Annotated in this window: 19 protein-coding genes; 16 read left to right on the forward strand and 3 right to left on the reverse strand. The window is 65.2% G+C overall.

Annotated features, from left to right (window positions below):
* Positions 1 to 95: 95 nt before the first annotated feature.
* Positions 96 to 1,607 carry a D-alanyl-D-alanine carboxypeptidase/D-alanyl-D-alanine-endopeptidase gene (gene dacB / locus EPN80_RS06580; protein WP_293024992.1) on the reverse strand — a complete coding sequence of 504 codons (1,512 nt, stop codon included), beginning with the start codon at positions 1,605 to 1,607 and terminating at the stop codon, positions 96 to 98.
* A gap of 99 nt (positions 1,608 to 1,706) precedes the next feature.
* On the opposite strand from dacB, the gene EPN80_RS06585 reads away from it, so the two are divergent.
* The 4 genes from EPN80_RS06585 to EPN80_RS06600 all read left to right on the forward strand — a co-directional run bounded on the left by EPN80_RS06585 (position 1,707) and on the right by EPN80_RS06600 (position 5,866).
* On the forward strand, positions 1,707 to 2,378 hold the full coding sequence (locus EPN80_RS06585) for a response regulator transcription factor (RefSeq protein ID WP_293025080.1): 672 nt from the start codon (positions 1,707 to 1,709) through the stop codon (positions 2,376 to 2,378).
* 8 nt (positions 2,379 to 2,386) lie between these two features.
* Positions 2,387 to 3,697: an ATP-binding protein gene (locus EPN80_RS06590; protein ID WP_293025082.1), complete on the forward strand. Its 1,311-nt coding sequence runs from the start codon at positions 2,387 to 2,389 to the stop codon at positions 3,695 to 3,697.
* A 165-nt stretch (positions 3,698 to 3,862) separates the two neighbouring features.
* The gene (locus EPN80_RS06595) at positions 3,863 to 5,356 is read left to right on the forward strand and encodes a DegQ family serine endoprotease (RefSeq protein WP_293024994.1); all 1,494 of its coding nucleotides are present in this window, start codon (positions 3,863 to 3,865) and stop codon (positions 5,354 to 5,356) included.
* Between the two features lie 84 nt (positions 5,357 to 5,440).
* The gene (locus EPN80_RS06600; RefSeq protein WP_293024996.1) at positions 5,441 to 5,866 is read left to right on the forward strand and encodes a carboxypeptidase regulatory-like domain-containing protein; all 426 of its coding nucleotides are present in this window, start codon (positions 5,441 to 5,443) and stop codon (positions 5,864 to 5,866) included.
* A gap of 100 nt (positions 5,867 to 5,966) precedes the next feature.
* On the opposite strand, the gene EPN80_RS06605 is transcribed toward EPN80_RS06600, so the two are convergent.
* A complete protein-coding gene (locus EPN80_RS06605) occupies positions 5,967 to 6,974 on the reverse strand; it encodes an XdhC family protein (RefSeq protein WP_293024998.1) in 1,008 nt (335 codons plus the stop codon).
* A 255-nt stretch (positions 6,975 to 7,229) separates the two neighbouring features.
* On the opposite strand from EPN80_RS06605, the gene EPN80_RS06610 reads away from it, so the two are divergent.
* From EPN80_RS06610 to EPN80_RS06640, 7 genes are read left to right on the forward strand one after another with little or no spacing between them, the layout of a single operon-like run.
* Positions 7,230 to 7,703, forward strand: a complete 474-nt coding sequence (locus EPN80_RS06610) for a (2Fe-2S)-binding protein (RefSeq protein WP_293025000.1) — start codon at positions 7,230 to 7,232, stop codon at positions 7,701 to 7,703.
* Between the two features lie 4 nt (positions 7,704 to 7,707).
* Complete coding sequence (locus EPN80_RS06615) at positions 7,708 to 10,080, forward strand: xanthine dehydrogenase family protein molybdopterin-binding subunit (protein WP_293025002.1); 2,373 nt, start codon at positions 7,708 to 7,710, stop codon at positions 10,078 to 10,080.
* A gap of 15 nt (positions 10,081 to 10,095) precedes the next feature.
* Positions 10,096 to 10,896, forward strand: coding sequence for a xanthine dehydrogenase family protein subunit M (locus EPN80_RS06620; protein ID WP_293025004.1), 801 nt, complete (start codon positions 10,096 to 10,098; stop codon positions 10,894 to 10,896).
* Positions 10,893 to 11,849 (forward strand): MoxR family ATPase, encoded by a 957-nt coding sequence (locus EPN80_RS06625; protein WP_293025006.1) that lies wholly within the window; start codon positions 10,893 to 10,895, stop codon positions 11,847 to 11,849. The genes EPN80_RS06620 and EPN80_RS06625 overlap by 4 nt, the downstream gene beginning before the upstream one ends.
* The gene (locus EPN80_RS06630; RefSeq protein ID WP_293025008.1) at positions 11,846 to 13,012 is read left to right on the forward strand and encodes a VWA domain-containing protein; all 1,167 of its coding nucleotides are present in this window, start codon (positions 11,846 to 11,848) and stop codon (positions 13,010 to 13,012) included. The genes EPN80_RS06625 and EPN80_RS06630 overlap by 4 nt, the downstream gene beginning before the upstream one ends.
* Positions 13,013 to 13,052: 40 nt before the next feature.
* Positions 13,053 to 13,652 carry a CoxG family protein gene (locus EPN80_RS06635; RefSeq protein WP_293025010.1) on the forward strand — a complete coding sequence of 200 codons (600 nt, stop codon included), beginning with the start codon at positions 13,053 to 13,055 and terminating at the stop codon, positions 13,650 to 13,652.
* Positions 13,653 to 13,664: 12 nt separating this feature from the next.
* Positions 13,665 to 14,036 carry a LysR family transcriptional regulator gene (locus EPN80_RS06640; protein WP_293025012.1) on the forward strand — a complete coding sequence of 124 codons (372 nt, stop codon included), beginning with the start codon at positions 13,665 to 13,667 and terminating at the stop codon, positions 14,034 to 14,036.
* Positions 14,037 to 14,043: 7 nt separating this feature from the next.
* Here the strand turns inward: EPN80_RS06640 and EPN80_RS06645 are convergent, their stop codons facing one another.
* The gene (locus tag EPN80_RS06645) at positions 14,044 to 14,691 is read right to left on the reverse strand and encodes a TetR family transcriptional regulator (protein WP_293025014.1); all 648 of its coding nucleotides are present in this window, start codon (positions 14,689 to 14,691) and stop codon (positions 14,044 to 14,046) included.
* Positions 14,692 to 15,022: 331 nt separating this feature from the next.
* Between EPN80_RS06645 and EPN80_RS06650 the strand changes: the two genes are divergently transcribed.
* From EPN80_RS06650 to pilV, 5 genes are all read left to right on the forward strand, one after another.
* On the forward strand, positions 15,023 to 16,213 hold the full coding sequence (locus tag EPN80_RS06650; protein WP_293025016.1) for an efflux RND transporter periplasmic adaptor subunit: 1,191 nt from the start codon (positions 15,023 to 15,025) through the stop codon (positions 16,211 to 16,213).
* A 15-nt stretch (positions 16,214 to 16,228) separates the two neighbouring features.
* Entirely contained in the window at positions 16,229 to 19,399 is a 3,171-nt protein-coding gene (locus EPN80_RS06655) for an efflux RND transporter permease subunit (protein WP_293025018.1), read from the forward strand.
* On the forward strand, positions 19,396 to 20,895 hold the full coding sequence (locus tag EPN80_RS06660; protein ID WP_293025020.1) for an efflux transporter outer membrane subunit: 1,500 nt from the start codon (positions 19,396 to 19,398) through the stop codon (positions 20,893 to 20,895). Before EPN80_RS06655 ends, EPN80_RS06660 begins: the two co-directional genes overlap by 4 nt.
* A gap of 95 nt (positions 20,896 to 20,990) precedes the next feature.
* Complete coding sequence (locus EPN80_RS06665; RefSeq protein WP_293025022.1) at positions 20,991 to 21,248, forward strand: acyl-CoA-binding protein; 258 nt, start codon at positions 20,991 to 20,993, stop codon at positions 21,246 to 21,248.
* Between the two features lie 174 nt (positions 21,249 to 21,422).
* Complete coding sequence (gene pilV, locus EPN80_RS06670; protein ID WP_293025024.1) at positions 21,423 to 21,905, forward strand: type IV pilus modification protein PilV; 483 nt, start codon at positions 21,423 to 21,425, stop codon at positions 21,903 to 21,905.
* Positions 21,906 to 21,908: the final 3 nt, after the last annotated feature.

Genomic DNA, 21,908 nt, shown 5'->3' on the forward strand with positions numbered 1-21,908 from the left:
TGCATGATGGCATGCCGATACGGCCGCGCGCGATGCGGCGTTTAGAGTAATGCCTCGAAATATCGTCGCTCGCGTGCCGAAATATTACGGCGCTATTACGGCGCGTGGTGATAAACCCAGTCGAGCAAGCCATTGAGCAGCGCAACACCGGCGCCTGCCTGCGGATCGTTGATGATGCCCACGACCACATAGCTGTCGCCCGCGGCGGTGCCAACGTAGCCGGCGATCGCGCGCACGTCGTCGAGCGTGCCGGTCTTGACGTAGGCATTGCCGCTCACCCCGTCGTCTTTGAGCCGATTGCGCATCGTGCCGTCGACGCCCACCAGCGGCAGGCTCTGCATGAACTGCTGGCCGGTCGGACGATTGATCGCGTATTGCAGCAGCCGGCCCATGTCGGCCGCGGTAATACGTGCGTTGCGCGACAGGCCCGAGCCGTTGTCCAGCACCAGGCCCGGCATCGACAGATGGGCTTGCGCCAGCCAGTTCCGCACCGCCTGACGCGCCTTGTCGAGCGTCGCGGGCGGCTTCTCTTCGCGCGCTCCGAGGGTCAGGAAGATCTGGCGCGCCATCACGTTGTTGCTGAACTTGTTCATGTCGTAGATCGCCTGCGCCAGGGTCTGGCCGCGATACGAAGCAACCAGGCGGGCGCCGGGCGGCACCACGCCGTCGCGCACGCCGCCGTCGAGCTGTCCGCCGGCGGCTAACCAGAGCGCGCGGAAACCGTCGAGGAAAAACTGATTGGCGTCAGGCGCGGCGACATTCCACTGCTGGGTGCCGCACGACACCGGGTAGCCGCCGGAGAAATGCGCTACCAGCGCGCCGCTCGAATCTGTTTCGAGTCGCGGATGGATCCGGCTGAGCCAATCGCCGCAGGGCCCGCCGACCGCCGTCAGGCTGTTGTCGATGGTCAGCGGCGACAGCGGCGGCAATACGCTGATATCGACGCCTTGTGCCGGGCCGGCATTGAAAGTGAACGACAGCGCCTTGAACGAGTAAAGCAAAGGATCCGGCGACACGTTATAGGGGCGGTCGAGCGCGTCGTCGATCGGCCCGCCATCGCGGATGCCGGAGCCGTAATAGCTGCGATCGAGCACCAGGTCGCCGTCGATCCGGTCGATGCCGGCGTCGCGGATGTCGGCGACCAGCTTGACCATCTCTTCGGGCACCAGTTTGGGGTCACCCGTGCCGCGCACATAGAGATTGCCATGCAGCACGCGATTCTCGATCACGCCGTCGGTGTAGGTGGCCGTGCGCCATCGATAATCCGGACCGAGCAGGTCGAGCGAGGCAGCCGTGGTGATCAGCTTCATGGTCGAGGCTGAGTTGCGCGGCAAATCGGCGTTCAGGGCCAGCAACGGCCGCGGGTTCGAGCGGCGTGTCATATCGGCGTCGCCGACGCGCGCCACGTAAAGACTGACATGCGCGGCCGGCAGCCGCGAGGCGGCCAGCAGGCCAGCCAGTTGCGGCGGCAGCCCGTTGCGCTGCGCGGGCGCGTGACGCGGATGATGGCGCGCCTGCTTGCCGTGGGCCTGGCTTTGCGGCGCGCCGACCAGACCAAGGGCGCAGACGGCGCAGAGCAAGGAGGCAAGCAGGAATTTGGAACGCATGGACAAATCGGCGGATCGAATGGATTGACTGGGGCAGCCGCCATTGTAGATAAAATGGCCGGCAACTGACGATACGATAAAGCGATGGGAGCAAAGGCGATGCGGATTTTGCTGGTGGAAGACGATCGCATGATTGCCGAGGCGGTGAGCAAAGGCTTGCGCCAGGACGGCTGGACGATCGACTGGGTGGCCGACGGGCAGCAGGCGCTCAATGCCGTCGACCTCCAGCCTTACGATGGCGTGCTGCTCGACCTTGGGCTGCCCAAGCGCGACGGTATCGATGTGCTGAGAACGCTGCGCGCGGCGGGCAAGACATTGCCGGTGCTGGTCGTGACCGCGCGCGACGCTGTCAAGGAGCGCGTGCTGGGCCTGGACGCCGGCGCCGACGACTATCTCGTCAAGCCGTTCGAACTCGACGAGCTGGCCGCGCGCATGCGGGCGCTGCTGCGCCGCCACGCCGGGCGCAGCGAACCGGTGATCCGTCACGGCGCGCTGACGCTGGACCCGGCGGCGCACACGGTCAGTCTCGACGAGCGGCCGGTGTCGCTCTCGGCGCGCGAATATGCGTTGCTCGAGGCGCTGCTGATGCGCCCCGGCGCAGTGCTGTCGAAAAGCCAGCTCGAGGAAAAACTCTATGGTTGGGGCGAGGAAGTGAGCAGCAATACGGTCGAGGTCTATATTCACGGCTTGCGCAAGAAACTCGGTGGAGACTGGATCCGCACCGTGCGCGGTGTCGGCTACATGGTGGCGCCAGCCGGCGCCGGGCAATGATGCGCGCGATGCGTTCGATCCGGCGCGAATTGCTGGTCAGCCTGTTGCTGACGATGCTGCTGGCCCTGGTGCTGGCTGGCGTGGCCATCTATCGGCAAGCGTTGTGGCAAGCCAATGAGCTGTTCGATTTTCAATTGCAGCAGATGGCCCTGTCACTGCCGCCGGAAGCGTTCTCGTCGGTACCCGGCATGCATGACAGCGAGGGCGGGCTGGTCATTCAGATCTGGAGCCGCAACGGCGTGCAGCTCTACTATTCGCATCCGCGCGCGCCGCTGCCGCATCGGGCCGAACTGGGCTTCAACACCATCAGCACACCCCAGGGCGACTGGCGCGTCTATGGCGCCGTGGTGGGTCACAACGTCGTGCAGCTGGCGCAGCCGATGAGTGTGCGTGATACGCTGGCCGCCGCGCTGGCGGTGCGAACGCTGCTGCCGTTGGTCGTACTCGTGCCGGTCCTGGCGCTGCTGGTGTGGCTGATCGTCGGACGCGGCTTGCGTCCGCTCAGACGAGTCACGCACGCGCTCGATCAGCGCGCGCCGGGCGCGCTCGAGCCGCTGCCGGATACCCGTCTGCCCGATGAGGTGCGGCCGCTGGTGCAGGCACTCAACAGTCTGCTCGAACGTCTATCGCATGCACTGGATCAGCAAAAGGCGTTCGTCGCCGATGCCGCGCACGAACTGCGCACGCCGCTCACCGCCCTGCAACTGCAGTTGCAAATCCTGGAGCGCGCCGGCGACGACGAGGAACGGCGCGGCGCGCTGGCCGACTTGCGGCACGGCATGCAGCGTGCCACGCGACTGGTGCAACAGTTGCTGACCCTGGCGCGGCAAGACCCCGAAGCGCCCAGCAATCTTCAGAAAATCAGTCTGGACGACGTGTTGCAGACCGTCGTCGCGTCCTATGCACCGCTGGCCGAGGCGCGCCACATCGATCTGGGGCTGGAGCGAGCCGCGCCGGATGAGATGCAAGCGCAGGTGTCGGGTGACGCAGACGCGCTGCGCACCTTGTTCGGCAACCTGATCGACAATGCGATCAAGTACACGCCCGGCGGCGGGCGCGTCGACGTGCGGCTCGCCTCGCGGCGGGTCGACGTGATCGATACCGGGCCGGGCATTCCGGCCGACGAGCGGCCGCGTGTGTTCGACCGCTTTTATCGTCGCACTGGGCAAACCGGCGACGGCAGCGGCCTGGGCCTGGCCATCGTCAAACGTATCGCCGAGGCTCACCATGCCGCCGTGGTCCTGAGCGACGGCGCCGATGGGCGTGGCTTGTGCGTGAGTGTGCGATTCGCCGAACCCGCCGCTGCACCGCTGCTGTGAGCGGGTCACGGGAAGGCCGGGCCGGCCCGCGTCAGGCGAGGATGCAGGCGGCGCCTGTCGGTAGCCGCCTGGCCCGCCCCGAAGTTCAAGCTTGTCGTTAAGGTTGCCTTAAGTCTGCCTCGCTACGCTGCAGTCATTCGAACTGCTTTGTTAGAGGAGAGGCCCATGCAAACCAGGAAATTGACGCGCGCGCTGGTGGCCGGCGGGGTGATCGCCGCGCTATCGGCGAGTTATCTGGCAGGACGGCAACACTGGCAAACCACCATGGTCACGCCGGCGGTGGCCGCGGCAGCAACCGCGACCGCGACCACGTCGCAACCGGCGGCACGGATGATGGTGCCGGACTTTTCGTCGATCGTGCAGCACTACGGTCCTGCGGTGGTTAACATCAGCGCTTTGCATGACGCTAGCGCCGCGAGCCAGTCGAACACGATTCAAATGCCGCCGGGGATGAACCAGAACGATCCGTTCTATCAGTTCTTCCGGCAGTTTTACGGCGGTCTGCAACAGCAGCCGCAAAATAGCCAGCCTTCGGAGGATCTCGGCTCGGGCTTTATCGTGAGCCCGAATGGGTATATCCTGACTAATGCGCATGTCGTTGACGGCGCACAGCATGTCACCGTCAAGCTCACCGACAAGCGCGAATACACCGCCAAGGTCGTTGGCAGCGACAAGGCCAGCGACGTCGCGCTGCTCAAGATCAATGCCACCGGACTGCCAACGGTCAAGATCGGCAATCCGGCCGATACCAAGGTCGGCCAATGGGTGCTGGCCATTGGCTCGCCGTATGGGTTCGACAACACGGTCACCTCGGGCATCGTCAGCGCCAAGTCGCGTTCGCTGCCTGACGAGAACTACGTTCCATTCATCCAGACCGACGTGCCTGTCAACCCCGGCAACTCGGGCGGGCCGCTGTTCAACCTGAATGGGGAGGTGATCGGCATCAACTCGATGATCTACACCCGCACGGGCGGCTTCCAGGGCCTTTCGTTCGCCATCCCGATCGATTTGGCGATGAAGGTCAAGACGCAGTTGCAGCAATACGGCAAGGTCACGCGCGGCCGACTCGGGGTGGCGATCCAGGAGGTCAGCCAGCCGCTGGCGAAATCGTTCGGACTGTCGTCGCCCACCGGCGCGCTGGTCAGTTCCATTGACAAGACCGGCCCTGCCGCGAAATCGGGCCTGAAGCCGGGTGACGTCATTCTGGCAGTCAATGGCAGCAAGGTCGACGATTCGACACAGTTGCCCGCGATGATTGCCGACATGCGTCCGGGCGATACCGCCGACCTGCTGGTTTGGCATGACGGTGCGAAGCATCACGTAAGCGTCAAGCTCGGTTCGTATAACGGGACCGAACTTGCGTCCAACGGCAGCGGTCAAACGACTCATACGAAGCTAGGCGTGAGCGTGCGCAGCCTGACGCCGAACGAAATGAGCGAGGCCCAGGTCACGCACGGCCTGCTGGTCGAGCGCAGCAGCGGTCCGGCCGAACAGGCGGGCGTGCAGGCCGGCGACATCATTCTGTCGATCGACGGCACGCCGGTCAGGAGCGCGGCGCAACTGAGCGCAAAGATCAAGACGGCCGGTGAAAACGTGGCCTTGCTGATTCAACGCGATGGCCAGCAGATCTTCATCCCGGTCGATCTGGGCCTCGGTTGAGCAGCCGCGAGCCGCTGTCGAACCTTGGGGCGGGGCCGGCCCACGCCGGCCCCGCGAGGCGATGTTCTAAAAAAGGAGTCGAACATGAAACAGGGAATGGTACGGTGGGCCGCATGTGCGACGTTGGTGCTGGCAGGCGGTGCGCAGATCGCATGGGCGGAGCCGGCGGCATTGCCGCAAGTGCATCACTCGGGCGCGGTGAGCTATCTGTCCGGCGGCGTCGGCAGCGACGAATCGTCCGCGATCAAAGCGGTCACGCCCGACTATCCGCTGGCCCTCGAGTTCTACGGCAAGAGGAAAAGCGGCAACGTATACCTCGCCGACGTGCCGGTCACGATCACCTCGAATCATGGCACGGTGGTGCTCGATGCGTCGTCTCAAGGGCCTTTCATGCTGGTCAAGCTGCCGCCCGGCAGCTACACCGTGACGGCGCAGCACGATGGCAGGAAACTCAGCCGCAACGTGTCGATTTCCAGGACCGGACATGCCAGGGCCACGTTCTTCTGGTAGGCACGGCAGATCGAAGTGAGTCTCCAACGCGAACTTACGCCGCCCGCGGGCGGCGTTTTTTTAGGGCCACAACCGGCGTGCAGCCGGCGATGCGCGGCGTTCAGGCCACCGTCGCGCAACCCGTGCCGAGCGATGCCGAATCCTTGGCGGAGAAGGTCTGCAGCACCGCAATGCCGTTCTTGATGGCGGTCATTTCCGCCATGATCGCCACGGCGATTTCGGCTGGTGTGCGCGCGCCGAGATATAACCCGATCGGACCGTGCAGCCGGGCGATTTCGCTGCTGCTCAGATCGAACAGCGACAATCTTTCGCGGCGCTTTTCATTGTTGATACGCGAACCGATCGCGCCGATGTAGAACGCCGGCGACTTGAGCGCCTCGAGCAAGGCCATGTCGTCGAGCTTTGGGTCGTGCGTGAGTGTGACGACGGCGCTGTGCGCGTCGAGTCGCAAACGCACGATCAGGTCGTCGGGCATCTCGCGTACCAGTTCGGTATTCGGCACATCCCATTCTTCGGCATACTCCTCGCGCGGATCGCAGACGATCACGTGATAATCGAGTGCCACGGCCATGCCGGCGACATAACGGGACAGTTGACCGGCGCCGATCACGACCAGGCGAAAGCGCGGCCCGTGCGACGTTATCAGGCGCTGGCCGTCGAATTCCAGCGCGGGCGTGTGGTGGCCAGGCACGATGCGAACCTCGCCGCTGGCCATATCCAGCTCGCGCACCACCAGGCGGTACTGGGCGATCGCCACCAGCAGATCCCGCAGCCGCGATTTCGCGCTGATCGGTTCGAGCACGATCTGCAGCGTGCCGCCGCACGGCAAACCAAAGCGCTGCGCCTGCTCGGCCGACACGCCGTAAGTCGTCAGCTCGGGTGTGGTGCCCGGCCACTGGCCGCCGCGCACGCGATCCATCATGTCATCCTCGACGCAGCCGCCCGAGACCGATCCTTTCAAGTGGCCGTCCTCGCGAATCACCAGCATCGAGCCGACCGGGCGAGGCGCCGATCCCCACGTGCGCACGACCGTGCCGAGGGTGACGAAATAGCCTGCCTCGGCCCACGCCGCTGCTGTTTTGAGGACCTCCAGATCGACACTGTCCATGCGTTTCTCCCGCCGGAGTTCGCCTGCCGACGAGGCGCTCCGCAGCACAATCGACGTACGCAGCCTGGCGGCTGCACGTCCCATTCGAACCAGTATAGCGGCAAATCTCTCGCTGTATACCGTGGAATATACGGGGTCGGCAGCACGAGGCGGTGGCCGGTACCCGGGAAAATGCGCTTGCGTTGCAGCAGGCTTGGGGCAACAATGAAATCTGCTTGTCGGTTCATGCCTTCACTAAAACCTGAGGAGACACGCATGACAGTCAAGGTGTCCTTAACGGTCAACGGCCGCGCCGTGACCGCTGAAGTTCCTCCCGAAACCCTGCTGGTTCAACTCATCCGCGACAACCTCCGCCTGACCGGCACCCACGTCGGTTGCGACACCTCGCAATGCGGTGCGTGCACGGTGCTGCTCGACGGCCGCGCGGTCAAGTCGTGCGCAGTACTGGCGGTGCAGGCCGACGGCGCCGCGCTGACCACCATTGAAGGGCTCGCCGCCGCAGACGGCGCGTTGCATCCGATGCAGGCGGCATTTCGCGAGCATCACGGCCTGCAATGCGGCTTCTGCACGCCGGGCATGGTGATGAGCGCGTGCGAGCTGGCCGGGCGCAAGCCGGCGCCGAGCGAAGCGGAAATTCGCCGCGCCCTGGAGGGCAATCTGTGCCGTTGCACCGGCTACCACAATATCGTCAAGGCGGTGCAGGCCGGCTTGGCGGCGATGGAGGGCTGACACCATGACGACCGATCTCGCGGGCGGCATCGGCCACGCCGTGCGCCGCAAGGAAGACTATCGCTTTCTCACCGGTGCCGGCCAATACACTGACGATGTCCAGATGGAAGGACAGACACACGCGTGCTTCGTGCGCTCGCCCTACGCCCACGCGCGCATTCGCGGCTACCGGCTCGACGCCGCGCGGCAAGCGCCCGGCGTGGTGGGAATTTTCACGGGCGAAGATATCAAGCGCGCGGGCATCGGCGGCCTGCCGTGCGGCTGGCTGATTACCGACGTGCACGGCCAGCCGATGAAGGAGCCGCCGCACCCGGTGCTGGCCATCGATACGGTGCGCTATGTCGGCGACCAGGTCGCGCTGGTGATCGCCCAGACGCTGGCGCAGGCGCGCGACGCCGCGGAGTTGGTCGATGTCGATTATGAGCCGCTGGATGCGGTGGTCGCACCCGATGCCGCGGTGCGCGCCGGTGCGCCGGCGGTCCACGATATCGCACCGGACAACGTATGCTACGTCTGGAGTCTGGGTGACCAGGCGGCGGTCGACGCGGCGATGGCCAAGGCAGCGCATGTCACGCGCCTGGACTTTGTCAACAACCGGTTGATTCCGAATGCGATCGAACCGCGCGCCGCGGTGGCGCACTACAGCCGCGCCGACGACAGCTATACGCTCTATGTCGCGAACCAGAACCCGCACGTCGAACGTCTGCTGATGGCCGCTTTCGTGCTGAACCTGCCCGAGCACAAACTGCGCGTGGTGGCGCCCGACGTGGGCGGCGGCTTCGGCTCGAAGATCTTCCTGTATGCCGAGGAAACCGCGCTGGTATGGGCCAGCAAGCAAATCAACCGCCCGATCAAGTGGACCGCCGAGCGCTCCGAATCGTTTCTTTCCGACGCGCACGGGCGCGATCACGTGACCACGGCCGAACTCGGACTCGACGCGAATGGCAAGTTTCTCGCCCTGCGGGTGCACACCAAGGCCAACCTGGGCGCCTACCTGTCGACCTTTGCCTCGAGCGTGCCGACCATCCTGTATGCGACGTTGCTGGCCGGCCAGTACACCACGCCGGCGATCTTCTGCGAAGTCACGGGCGTTTTCACGCATACCGCGCCGGTCGACGCCTATCGCGGCGCGGGCCGCCCCGAGGCGACCTATGTGGTCGAGCGCATCGTCGAGACCGCGGCGCGCGAGATGAAAATCGATCCGGTCGAGCTGCGGCGTCGCAATTTCGTCACGCAGTTCCCCTATCAAACGCCCGTGGCCTTGTGCTACGACACCGGCAATTACGGCGCCAGTCTCGACAAGGCGCTGCAACTGGCCGATGTCGCGGGTTTTCCGGCGCGCCGCGAGGCGGCCCGGCAACGCGGCAAACTGCGCGGACTGGGTTATTCCTGCTACATCGAGGCCTGCGGCCTGGCACCGTCGAATATCGCCGGTCAGCTCGGCGCGCGCGCCGGGTTGTTCGAGGCCGGCGAAGTGCGCGTGCATCCCACCGGCAAGGTGACCGTATTCACCGGCTCGCACAGCCATGGGCAGGGACACGAGACAACCTTCACACAAATCGTTGCCGATCGGCTCGGCATCGCCTATGAGGATGTCGACATCGTGCATGGCGACACCGGGCGCGTGCCGTTCGGGATGGGCACCTATGGCTCGCGCTCGCTCGCGGTGGGCGGCTCGGCGATCGTCAAGGCGCTCGACAAGGTGATCGCCAAGGGCAAGAAAATTGCTGCGCACATGCTTGAGGCGGCCGAAGGCGACATCGAATTCAAAGATGGCAAATTCAGCGTCACGGGTACCGACAAGGCGCTGCCGTTCGCACAGATCGCCCTGTCCGCCTACGTGCCGCACAACTATCCGCTCGAATCGCTCGAGCCTGGGCTCGACGAGTCGGCATTCTACGATCCGACCAATTTCACCTATCCGGCCGGGTGTCATATTTGCGAGGTCGAAGTCGACCCCGATACCGGCCAGACCGAGATCGTCGCCATGACGGCAGTCGACGACTTCGGCAACATCGTCAATCCGATGATCGTCGAGGGCCAGGTGCATGGCGGCCTGGCGCAGGGCATTGGTCAGGCGCTGCTCGAAGGGTGCGTCTACGACTCCGACAGCGGACAGCTGCTCACGGGCTCCTACATGGATTACGCCATGCCGCGCGCCGACGATCTGCCCAACTTCTCGGTGGACACCACCTGTACCCCGTGCACGCACAATCCGCTGGGCGTCAAGGGGTGCGGCGAGGCCGGCGCGATCGGCTCGCCGCCGGCCGTCATCAACGCGATCACCGATGCGCTGGGCGTACTGCATCTGGATATGCCGGCGACGCCCGAACGCGTGTGGCGTGCGCTGCAAATGTCGTCCAATGGCCATGCTTGAAGCGAGGGAGCCCCGATGAAATCATTCAACTACCGTCGTCCGGCTGATCTTGCCGATGCGGCGAAGTGGCTTGCCGCGCATCCCGAGGCCCGCCTGCTGGCCGGCGGTCAAAGCCTGTTACCGGCGATGAAGTTGCAATTGGCCGCACCCTCCGATCTGATTGATTTGGGGGCTTTGGCCGCGCTCAAGGGCATCCGCGTCGACGGCACGCAGGTGGTGGTCGGCGCGATGACCTCGCACGCCGAGGTTGCCGCGTCGTCCGAGGTGCGGCGGGCAATCCCCGCGCTGGCGGCGCTGGCCGACGGTATCGGCGACCGGCAGGTGCGCAATCGCGGCACCCTCGGCGGCTCGCTGGCCAATAACGACCCGGCCGCATGCTATCCCGCCGCGGTGCTTGGCCTGGGCGCGGTGGTGCGCACCGACCGGCGCGAGATCGCCGCGGACGCCTTCTTCCTCGGCATGTACGAGACCGCGCTGGCGCCCGACGAAATCATCACGGCGGTGGCGTTCCCCGTGCCGCGCCGCGCCGCGTACCTGAAGTTTCGCCAGCCGGCGTCGCGCTTCGCGCTGGTTGGCGTGTTCGTCAGCGACGGACCGCAGGGCGTGCGCGTGGCCGTCACTGGCGCAGGTCCGTGCGTGTTTCGCGCGAGCGCGCTCGAGGCCGCGCTGGGCAGGCAGTTCAGCGCCGACGCCTTGCGCGGCACTACGTTCGATCCGGCCACGCTGAACTCGGACATGCATGCCAGCGCCGAGTATCGCGCGCACTTGATCCCGGTGCTGGCCGGCCGCGCCGTCACCGCGGCGCTGGCTGCATGAGTCGCGCGGAAGGCTCGCCGGGCTTGCCCGCGACAGTCGAGGCGGTGCAGGCGGCTTTGGGCGAGGCCGGCTACATCGCCCCGCGCAATTTGTCGACCGCGATTTTTCTGGCGCTGCGCATGGGCCGCCCGCTGTTTCTCGAGGGCGAGGCTGGCGTTGGCAAAACCGAGGTCGGCAAGGCCCTGGCCCGCATGCTGGGGCGACGGCTGATCCGCTTGCAATGCTACGAAGGGCTTGATATCTCGGCCGCGGCTTACGAGTGGAACTACGCGCGCCAGATGCTCGAGATCCGTCTGGCCGAGGCCACGCGCGCCGCACCCACGCTGGACAACCACGCGCTCAGCGCACATCTGTACAGCGAGACATTCCTGCTCAAGCGGCCGCTCTTGCAAGCGCTGGAGGCCGACGCGGCCGGTCCGCCGATTCTGCTGATCGACGAACTGGACCGGGCCGACGAGCCCTTCGAGGCCTTTTTGCTGGAGGTCCTGTCGGACTTCCAGTTGACCATCCCCGAACTCGGCACGATCCGCGCGGCCGTGCCGCCGGTGGTGGTGCTGACCTCCAATCGCACCCGCGAGATCCACGACGCCATCAAACGCCGCTGCCTGTATCACTGGGTCGATTATCCGAGTGCCGCGCGCGAACTGGAGATTCTGCAGCGCAAGGTGCCGGATGCGCCGGCTGCACTGTCGCGCCAGGTGGTCGCGTTCGTGCAGCGCCTGCGCGGCGCCGATCTGTTCAAATCGCCCGGCGTGGCCGAGACCATCGATTGGACGCGTGCGCTGACTACGCTGGACCAACTGGTGCTCGATCCGGAAACGATCGATGCCACGCTCGGCGCGCTGCTCAAGTATCAGGACGATCTGCTGCGCGTGCAGGGCCAGGTCGCCGCCGATATGTTGCGGGACATCCAGGCAGGCCTGGCGCAGGCACCGCTGGGCGCTTTATCGTGATCGACGCAGTGGCGCCCGCCGGCAAGCTCGCCGAGAACCTGCTGCATTTCGCCCGCGTGCTGCGCGCGGCGGGCGTGCCCGTGGGCCCGGCACAGGTTGCCGATGCGCTGGTTGCCGTGCAGCTGGTCGGGGTCGAGCGGCGCGACGACTGGTACGTGGCGCTGGCGGCGCTGTTCCTGACGCGGCACGAGCAGCGGCCGCTGTTCGATCAGGCTTTCCATGTATTTTGGCGTGCGCCCGATCTGCTTGGCCAGGCGCAGCGCCTGCTGTTGCCGCAGATTGCCGGGCGCCTGCCGCGCACCCGCGAGCTCAGCCCGCGCCTGGCCCACGCTTTCGCGCCGAACGGACTCGAGCAGCCGGCCGTTGGGGCACCTGCCGAACAGCAGGAATTCGACGCGGTGCTCGAATTCTCCGCACGAGAGCGATTGCAGTCGCGCGATTTCGAGCAGATGACGCCGGCGGAATGGGAAGTGGCGCAGCGCTGCGCAGGGCGCCTCGCGCTGCCGTTGCGACCCGTGATCACGCGCCGCTGGCGACCCGGCCAGCCAGGTGCTGTCGACATGCGGCAGACTTTGCGCGCGAGCCTGCGGTGCGCAGGCGAACCGGTGCTGTTGCGCCATCGCCGCCAGATACGTCGCACTCCGCCGCTGGTGGCGCTGTGCGACATTTCCGGCTCGATGCATCGCTACACCCGTGTGCTGCTGCATTTCCTTCATGCGCTCGGGCAGCAGCAGAAGCTGTCGGTGTTCCTGTTCGGCACGCGCCTGAGCAACATCACCCGCTGTCTGCGCGCACGCGACGTGGATGATGCGATGCGCGCGGTCAGCCGTGCGGTGCCGGACTGGTCCGGCGGCACGCGCATCGGCCCCTGCCTCGAACAGTTCAATCGTGCCTGGGCCCGGCGCGTGCTCACGCAGCGGGCCGCGGTGCTGCTCGTGACCGACGGCCTCGATCGTGCCGAACCGGGCGTGTTGCAGGCCGCCATGCAACACTTGCGATTGGCCAGCCGGCAAATCCTGTGGCTCAATCCGCTGCTGCGGTACGACGGGTTCGAACCCAAGGCCGCCGGCATTCGTGTCATGCTACCGCTGGTCGACCGGCATCTGCCGGCGCACAATCTCGATTCGCTCGCGCAACTGGCGCAGGTGCTGCGCGGCGCGTGAGCAGCGGCGCCGCAATCCGTTCAAGCCAAGGAGGTTGGTCATGGAAATGCAGAATTCCCGCGTGCTGCCCGTGTCGCAGGAGGCCGTGTGGCAGGCGCTCAACGACCCGGCGGTGCTGCGCCAGTGCATTCCCGGGTGCGAATCGCTGGAGCGCACCGCCGACGACACCTACGACGTCGCAATGCTTGCCTCGGTCGGCCCCGTCAAGGCCCATTTCAAGGGGCGCATGACGCTGGCCGACGTGGTGCCCCCTACCTCTTACGTACTGCGCTTCGACGGGCAGGGCGGGGCCGCCGGTTTCGGCCGCGGCGAGGCGCAGGTCACGCTTGCCGCGCAGGGTGCGGCCGAGACACTGCTGACTTATCACGTCAAGGCCCAGGTCGGCGGCAAGCTGGCCCAGCTTGGTTCGCGGCTGGTCGATGGGGCTGCGCGCAAGCTGGCGGACGACTTTTTCTCACGCTTTACTGACGCGCTGGGTGTTGCCTCCGGTGCACCGGGTTCCCCTCAGGCCGAGGCTGCCTCAACCGAAGCCGAGACGGCCGCGCGCCAGCCCACGCCGGCGGTGCGGCGGCTGTGGCTGTGGGTTGCGCTGGCCGCTGCCGTCGTCGTTGCGGTGCTGTATGGCGGTCATGTGCGTTAGGTATGCCGTGCCATGAGTGAGATCGGCTATGACTTGCGGGTGCGGATTCGTTGTGGCGAGGCGCGCGTGCTGGGGCCCGGCAAGGTGCAATTGCTGCAGGCCATCGAGCAAACCGGATCGATCTCTGCCGCGGCGCGGCAACTGGGGATGTCGTACCGCCGTGCATGGCTGCTGGTCGAGGCAATGAACCGGGATTTTCGCGAACCGGTGGTGACGCGCCACATCGGTGGCGTAGCCGGCGGCGGCGCGAACGTCACGCCGTTCGGCCACACCGTGCTGGAGGCTTACGCGCGCCTCGAGGCCGATCTGCGCAAACAGCTCGACACCCGCGCAGCGGCGTTTGCGCCGCTGCTCAATCCGGCGTGCGCCGACCGTTCGGCGTGAGCCTGCCTCATTTCGCCGCGGTCACGCGCAGTGCCGGGCTATAGCGCAACATATCGAAGAAGCCATCGGCCATTGCGCCGGCTTCGGCCTCGAGGTCGAAGCTGCCCGGCATGAACAGCCAGTTGCCGATCAGGCCGGTCAGCATCGCGTGCATCAGCACAGCTGCGCGCCGCGTATCGAGGTCGGCTGGCAATTGCCCCAGAGACACCGCGTCGCACAAGCAACGCTCCATGCGGCTGCGCCCATCGGCGCAGGCCTCCTGGTGGCGTTCCATCACCGGGCCCATTTCCTCGGTGTATTCGCATTTATGAAACAGGATGTCGAGCACCCGGCGGCGGTGCGGATTGCGCGCGGTCTCGCACAACACCTGGGTGAATACGCGGTGCAGCGTCCGAGCCGGGTCGGAGTCGGGGTCGCTGGTCCGGCAGCGCTCGACCATAGTCTCCATCGGCAGGCGGATGCGGTCGAACATGGCCGTGAACAGATCCGCCTTGTTCTTGAAATGCCAGTAAATCGCGCCGCGCGTGACGCCGGCGGCCGTCGCGATATCGGCCAGCGAGGTGCGTGAGACACCCTGCTCGAAAAACACCTGTTCGGCGGCATCGAGAATCTGGTGGCGGGTTTCGAGGGCCTCTTCCTTGGTTCGGCGGACCATTTTTGCGGTTCTCCGGGTCGTGTCGTTATGCCGCCGGGATTTGCGTCAAACGGCTTTTTACTATGCGGAACCGATCATTACAACGTATTTCAATTAAAACATTCATTAATGAATGTATATATAATAGCAGCCGCACAACGGACGAGCCATACCAATTGCCACACGCATGACGGCGTCGCCGCCAGTAGCCGGATTGCCAGGCAAGCCCGGGCAGCGCCAGGCGACACACGTCTCGTTCCTCGGCGCCACGGCGCCGGGCGCTCCCTGGCGATCACGATGCTGCCGCTTATCCCGTTACTGAATAACTCAGCCTAGACACAGAGGTCGCTCTATGCGTTTTGGTCGGATTTCCACGCGTTTGATCTACGCCGTTGCCGCGGTTTCGGCTCTGCTGCTGGGCGGCTGTGCCAGGAAACAGGCGCCGTCGCCGAAGCCATTCGAAGTCGGCGTGGTCACGGTGCACGCGCAGAGCGTGCCGGTGACCTCGGAATTGCCGGGGCGCACCTCGGCTTACCTGGTGGCACAGGTGCGCGCCCGCGTGGATGGCATTGTGCTGCGTCGCGAATTTACCGAGGGTGGTCAGGTCAAGGCCGGCCAGCGTCTTTATCTGATCGATCCGGCACCCTATCGGGCGGCGCTGGACAGCGCTCGCGCGACGCTGCAAAAGGCGCGCGCGAATCTGACCTCGACCTCGGCGCTGGCGGCCCGCTATAAAGTGCTGGTGGCCGCGCACGCGGTCAGCAAGCAGGATTACGACAATGCCGCAGCCGCGCAGGAACAGGCAGCCGCCGACGTCGCCGCAGGCAAGGCGGCGGTGGAAACCGCGCGCATCAATCTCGGCTACACCGACGTGACGTCCCCTATCACCGGCACCATCGGTGTGTCGAACGTCACGCCAGGCGCCTATGTGCAGGCGAGCGCGGCGACGCTGATGGCGACCGTGCAACAAACCGACCCGATCTACGTCGACGTCACGCAATCGACGGTCGATCTGCTGCGCCTGCGCCGCGCGCTGGCCGACGGCCGGCTGCAATCGGCCGGCCCCAACGAGGCCAGGGTAAAGCTCGTGCTGGACGACGGTTCGATTTATCCGCTTGAGGGCAAACTCGAATTCACCGACATCACGGTCGATCAGACCACCGGCACGGTCACGCTGCGCGCGGTTTTCCCGAATCCGAAGCATGAATTGCTGCCCGGCATGTTCGTGCGGGCGCGCCTGGAAGAGGGTGTCAACGACCGCGCGATCCTGGTGCCTCAGATCGGCGTCACGCACGATGCCAAGGGCACGCCCACCGCGCTGGTGGTCGGCGCCGATGACAAGGTGGCACTGCGCACGCTGAGCGCCAGCCAGACCTACGGCAACGACTGGATTGTCAATAGCGGCCTCGAGCCGGGCGATAAGGTCATCGTAGCCGGCCTGCAGAAGGTGCAGCCCGGGATGACGGTCAAACCGGTCGAGCAGCCGATGCCGCCGGTGAATGCCTCCGGCGCGGCGGCTGCCGCGCCGGGGCAGGCACAATAAGCGGGAGCCCGGTTCATGGCCAAGTTTTTTATCGATCGCCCTATTTTTGCCTGGGTGATCGCGATTGTCCTGATGCTGGCCGGCGCGCTGTCGATCAAGACGCTGCCGGTCGAGCAATATCCGACCATCGCGCCGCCCGGGGTGCAGATTCGCGCATCCTATGCCGGCGCGTCCGCGCAGACGGTGGAGGACACGGTGACGCAGGTCATCGAGCAGCAGATGAATGGACTCGATAATCTGCTCTACATCTCCTCGACCAGCGACGATTCCGGTACGGCGGAAATCACCCTGACCTTCGCGCCCGGAACGAATCCGGATATCGCTCAGGTGCAGGTGCAGAACAAGCTGCAACTGGCCACGCCGTTGTTGCCCCAGGCGGTGCAGCAGGCGGGGGTCAGCGTGACGAAATCCCGCACCGGCTTTCTGATGGCGATGGCGTTTGTCTCGACCGATCACAGCATGACGAAGTACGACCTGGCGAACTACCTGGTCTCGCATGTGCAGGATCCTATCAGCCGGGTCAATGGCGTTGGAACGGTGACCGTGTTCGGCACCCAATACGCGATGCGCATCTGGCTCGATCCGAACAAGCTGGCTCGCGTGGGCCTGACCCCGGTGGATGTGGTCAACGCGCTCAAGGACCAGAACGTTCAGGTCGCCGCCGGACAGCTGGGCGGCACCCCGGCGGTGCCGGGTCAGTCACTGACGGCGACCATCAGCGAGGCGACCCTGCTGCGTACGCCGGCACAGTTCGGCGACGTGCTGCTCAAGGTCAATCCGGACGGCTCGCAAGTGCGCGTCAAGGACGTGGCGCGCGTGGCGCTGGGCGGCGAGAATTATGTCACCGACACCAAATACAACGGCGCGCCCGCGGCCGGCCTGGGCGTCCAGCTGGCCACCGGGGCCAATGCTTTGCAGACAGCCGACGCGGTGCGCGCGAGAATCAACGAGCTGTCGCGGTATTTCCCGCATGGCCTGAAGGTCGAGTATCCGTACGACACCACGCCGTTCGTGAAAATCTCCATCGAGGAGGTCGTCAAGACGCTGCTCGAGGGGATCGTGCTGGTATTCCTGGTGATGTATCTGTTCCTGCAGAACCTGCGCGCCACCCTGATCCCGACCATCGCCGTGCCGGTCGTGCTGTTCGGCACTTTCGGCGTGATGGCGTTGGTCGGCTTCTCGATCAATACCCTCTCGATGTTTGGCATGGTGCTGGCGATCGGGTTGCTGGTCGACGATGCGATCGTCGTGGTGGAGAACGTCGAGCGGGTGATGGCCGAGGAGGGTCTCTCGCCGCGCGACGCGACGCGCAAGGCCATGGGGCAGATCACCGGCGCGCTAGTCGGCGTGGCGCTGGTGCTCTCGGCGGTGTTCGTGCCGATGGCCTTTTCCGGCGGTGCGGTCGGTGCGATTTATCGCCAATTCTCGCTGACCATCGTGGTAGCCATGATTCTGTCCGTGCTGGTGGCGTTGATTCTCACACCGGCGCTTTGCGCGACGCTGCTCAAGCCGATTCCGAAAGGGCATCATGCCGAAAAACAGGGTTTTTTCGGGTGGTTCAACCGCACCTTTGACAATGGCCGGCAGAAATATCACACGGGCGTGCAGCATGTGCTCAAGCGCTCGGGCCGTTGGCTGCTGCTGTACCTGCTGCTGATCGGCGCGGTCGCGCTGCTGTTCGTGCGCATGCCGACATCGTTCCTGCCCAACGAAGATCAGGGCACCATGTTCATTCAGGTGCAGACGCCGCCGGGGACGACGCAGCAACGCACCGAGCAGGCGCTCGACGACGTCAGTCACTACCTCCTGAATCAGGAACGTGACGTGGTGCAGTCGACCTTCGAGGTCGCGGGGTTCAACTTCGCCGGGCGAGGCCAGAACTCCGGGCTGGTATTCGTGCGGCTCAAGGACTGGAGTCTGCGCACGGCCGACAAGGACAAGATGCAGGCGTTGATCGGGCGGATCTTCGCGCATTTCTCCTCATACAAGAATGCCGTGGTGATTCCGATCAATCCGCCGCCGATCCCATCGCTTGGCACGGCGTCGGGGTTCGACTTCGAACTGGAGGACCGCGCGGGCCTCGGGCACGCGGCGCTGATGGCCGCTCGCAACGAACTGCTGAGGACGGCCGCGAAGGACCCCGATCTGGCGCTGGTGCGGGCCAATGGCCTGGACGACCAGCCCGAGTTCAAGGTGCATATCGACCGCGAGAAGGCCAGCGCGCTTGGCGTGCCGCTCGCCTCGATCGACCAGACCTTCTCGATTGCCTGGGCCTCGGCCTACGTCAACAACTTTCTCGATACCGACAACCGTATCAAGCGCGTCTATGTGCAGGCCGATGCGCCGTATCGCATGAATCCAAGCGATATCGACCGCTGGTACGTTCGCAACACGCAAGGCAAGATGGTGCCGTTCTCATCGTTTGCCAACGCCTCCTGGACCTATGGATCGCCCAAACTGGAGCGCTACAACGGCGTATCGTCGGTGGAAATCCAGGGTAGCGCCGCGCCGGGCAAAAGCTCGGGCCAGGCGATGAACGAAATCGAAAAGCTCGCCAGCAAGCTGCCCAAGGGCATCGGTTACGAGTGGACCGGCCTGTCCTATCAGGAGCGTCTGTCGGGCTCTCAGGCGCCGGCGCTGTACGCCATTTCGATTCTGGTGGTGTTCCTCAGCCTGGCGGCGCTGTATGAAAGCTGGTCGATTCCGTTTTCGGTCATCATGGTAGTGCCGCTGGGCATTATCGGCGCCTTGCTGGCGGCGACCGGGCGGGGCCTCTCGAACGACGTCTACTTCCAGGTCGGCTTGCTGACCACGGTGGGGTTGTCGGCGAAAAACGCCATTCTGATCGTGGAGTTCGCCAAGAGCCTCCAGGAGCAGGGCATGTCGGCGATGGCCGCGGCGGTGGAGGCGGCGCGCCTGCGGCTGCGGCCGATTCTGATGACGTCGATGGCGTTCATTCTCGGCGTGTTGCCGCTGGCGATCAGCAATGGCGCCGGGTCGGCCAGCCAGCACGCGATCGGTACGGCCGTCATCGGCGGCATGGTGACGGCGACCTTCCTGGCTATCTTCATGATTCCGATGTTCTTCGTGGTGATTCGCGAGAAATTCTCCAAACGCAATCCGGACTCGCGAGGCGCAGCAACGCCCGATAGCGATGCGCGGAATTCCGAAGGAGATCACTCATGAACAGGCTTTCTCTGCCATTCCCTCTGGTGGCGGCAGCGCTGATGGCGGGCTGCTCGCTGCAGCCGCATTACGAGCGCCCGGCAACCGCCGTGGCCGCGGCCTTTCCGACCGGCGACGCATATCGGACCAGCCCGCCCGCCGATACGGCCAGGCAACTGCCCGCGGTCGACATCGGCTGGCAGAATTTCTTCGGCGATCCGCGCCTGCGCGCATTGGTGGCGCTGGCGCTGCGCAATAACCGCGACTTGCGCGTCTCGGCATTGCAGGTGCAGGAAGCGGCGGCGCAATACCGGATCGTGCGTGCCGGCCTGTTTCCGACCGTCAACGCGACGGCCAGCGATACGCGCTCGCACGTGCCGGCTGACCTGAGCTCGTCGGGCAAGCAGATCTCCGGTGTATATTCGGTCGGGCTGGGCGCCGCATCGTGGGAGCTCGATTTCTGGGGGCGCATCCGTAGCCTCAAGGCACAGGCGCTGGCCCAATACCTGGCGACTGCGCAAGCGCGCAAGGCGGCGGAAATCTCATTGGTGTCCCAGGTCGCCGACCAATATCTCGTGGTGCGCGCTTACGACGAACAACTCGAGGTCACACGCGAGACGCTGCGCAATGCTCAGGCTTCCTACCAGTTGGCCAAGCTGCAATTCGATGTCGGTACCGGTTCGGAGCTGACCCTGCGCGAAGCCCAGGGCGTGGTCGAGCAGGCGCGCGCCAGCCTGGCCAGCCAGTTACGTTTGCGCGCGCAGGCCGGGAACGCATTGACGCTGCTGGTCGGCGAGCCGCTGCCGGCAGATCTGCCGGCGCCGTTGCCGCTCGACGACCAGCACATCCTGGCCGACATTCCAGCCGGGCTGCCGTCCGATTTGCTCACGCGCCGGCCCGACATTATGGCCGCGGAACAGCGGTTGCGCGCAGCCAACGCGAATATCGGCGCGGCGCGCGCGGCATTCTTTCCGAAGATCGCGCTGACGGCTCAGTATGGCACCGAGAGCGCCACGCTCGGCGGGTTGTTCAAGGCGGGCTCGACAGCGTGGGCGTTCGCGCCGCAGATCACGCTGCCGATCTTCGATGCGGGCACCAACCTGGCGAATCTGGACCTCGCGCATCTGCAGAAGAATGTGGCAATTGCCCAGTACCAAAAGGCGATCCAAACGGCTTTTCGGGAAGTCTCGGATGGACTGGCCGCGCGCGGTACTTATGACGACCAGATCGCGGCATTGCAGCAGTATGTCGTGTCTCAGCAGCGCCGGCTCGATTTGTCCAATCTGCTTTACAAGAACGGCGCAGCCAGCTATTTGACGGTGCTGACGGCACAAACCGATCTGTACTCGGCCCAGCAGTCGCTGATTACCGCCCGCATGCAGCGCCTGACCAATCTGGTCGATCTGTACCAGTACCTGGGCGGCGGCTGGATCGCGCATACCGGCGATGCGCCACGGCCCGCGGACGCACCGGTGCAGGTCGGCGCATCCGGCGGCGCTCGCGCTGCGTCCGACTAGAGGCATGCATCTAGCCGCGCGCTAGGTGCGCGCGGCAATCGCGGCTATGCTCGAGCTCATCACATCCTGTCGATTCTTTATGGAGGAAGCTTCCAATGAGCGATCTGAAAATGCGTTTCGACGAGGCCGTGGCCGCGTCCAAGACGCTGCCCGAGCGCCCCGATAATCTCACGCTGCTGCGCATCTATGCGCTGTACAAACAGGCGACCCAGGGTGATGCGGCAGGCGAGCGTCCTGGCATGACGGCGATGGTCGAGCGTGCCAAATTCGACGCCTGGGCCATGCTCAAAGGGGTCACGCCAGACGCCGCGATGACCAGTTATATCGAACTGATCGAATCGCTCAAACATTGAGATACCGACACTACCGGTCTCACTGCAAACGGCAGCTTTGGCTGCCGTTTGCTTTTGCATGAGCGCCAGTCGCTCACAACGCCGTTGCATTTCGGAATCTTCACCTTTGACGAAGATTCCGCTTCTCCGCACAATGCGCCTTCCTGAATCAGTCCAGTCGGAGAAGGCGCGTCAATGCATGGGTTCTCGCTGATCGAAATCCTGATCGCCATGGCGATCCTGACGGTCGGCCTGCTGGGTGCCGCGAAACTCCAGGCGCTGGTGCTGCACGCTCACCGCGATGCGTCCCACCATATGGCGGCGGCAGAGCTGGCCGGCGATCTGGCCGAGGCCATGCTCGTCAACCCGGCGCTGGCGCATGCGGCGGCCCTCGGCGGTCACGGTGATTCGTCGGCTGAATGTCATGCCGGCCCTTGCCAGCCCGATGTGCTTGCGGCGGCCCAGTGGAGCTCGTGGCAAGCGGCGCTGCGCTTGCGTCTGAGCGCCGCGCATGGCGTGCTTTGTCCGCATGGCAAATTGGCGGTGTCGGGTGCCCAGTGGCAATGCGGCGATCTTGGCGCACCGGCGCCTTCGCTTGGCATCGGTTGGCGGGTGGGAACGCAGGCCGAGCATTTGCGGGTATTTCACCTGCCCGCGCCTTTTTATTTTCCAGCCTGATAT

Origin of the sequence: Pandoraea sp. (assembly GCF_004297875.1) — a bacterium.
Lineage (GTDB): Bacteria > Pseudomonadota > Gammaproteobacteria > Burkholderiales > Burkholderiaceae > Pandoraea.